This is a genomic window from Mesorhizobium sp. M2A.F.Ca.ET.039.01.1.1 (assembly GCF_003998035.1).
In the GTDB taxonomy this organism is placed as follows: domain Bacteria; phylum Pseudomonadota; class Alphaproteobacteria; order Rhizobiales; family Rhizobiaceae; genus Mesorhizobium.
Genome location: NZ_RZRY01001589.1, coordinates 1 through 401, shown reverse-complemented (window position 1 = coordinate 401; position 401 = coordinate 1). Strand labels below are relative to the sequence as shown.

Sequence of the window (401 nt, the reverse complement as noted above, 5' to 3'; positions counted from 1 at the left end):
CGGTCCGGGAGCGCGATGTTGCGGTTCAGGAAATTGCTTTCCATCGCCTGGCGCAGCGGCGAGCCGCCGGACTGGAAGACCCAGTCGTAAGCGGCGGTCTCCTCGAGCCGCACCGCCTTGCCCTTGCTCAGCGGGTGGCCGCGACGCACGATCAGGCAGGCCTTCTCGACGCCGATGACGCGCGATTCGAACAGGCGCGGATTGAGGTCGTCGGGAATGCGCGCGATGATGAAGTCGTGGCGCGACGCGATCAACTCGCGTGCCAGCACATTCGAGGTCTCGACCTGCATGGTGATCTCGATGCGCGGATAGAGGCGGCGGATTTCGCGAATCGCCGGCACCGCCAGCTCGATCGCCGGCGCCGTCACCGCGCCCAGGAACACCGACCCGCCCTTGCCTGC

Annotated in this window: 1 protein-coding gene; it reads right to left on the bottom strand. The window is 67.3% G+C overall.

Annotated elements, in window-relative coordinates; genetic code table 11:
• On the bottom strand, positions 1 to 401 hold a 401-nt coding region (locus tag EOA24_RS41055), incomplete at both ends, for a LysR substrate-binding domain-containing protein (RefSeq protein ID WP_245502021.1).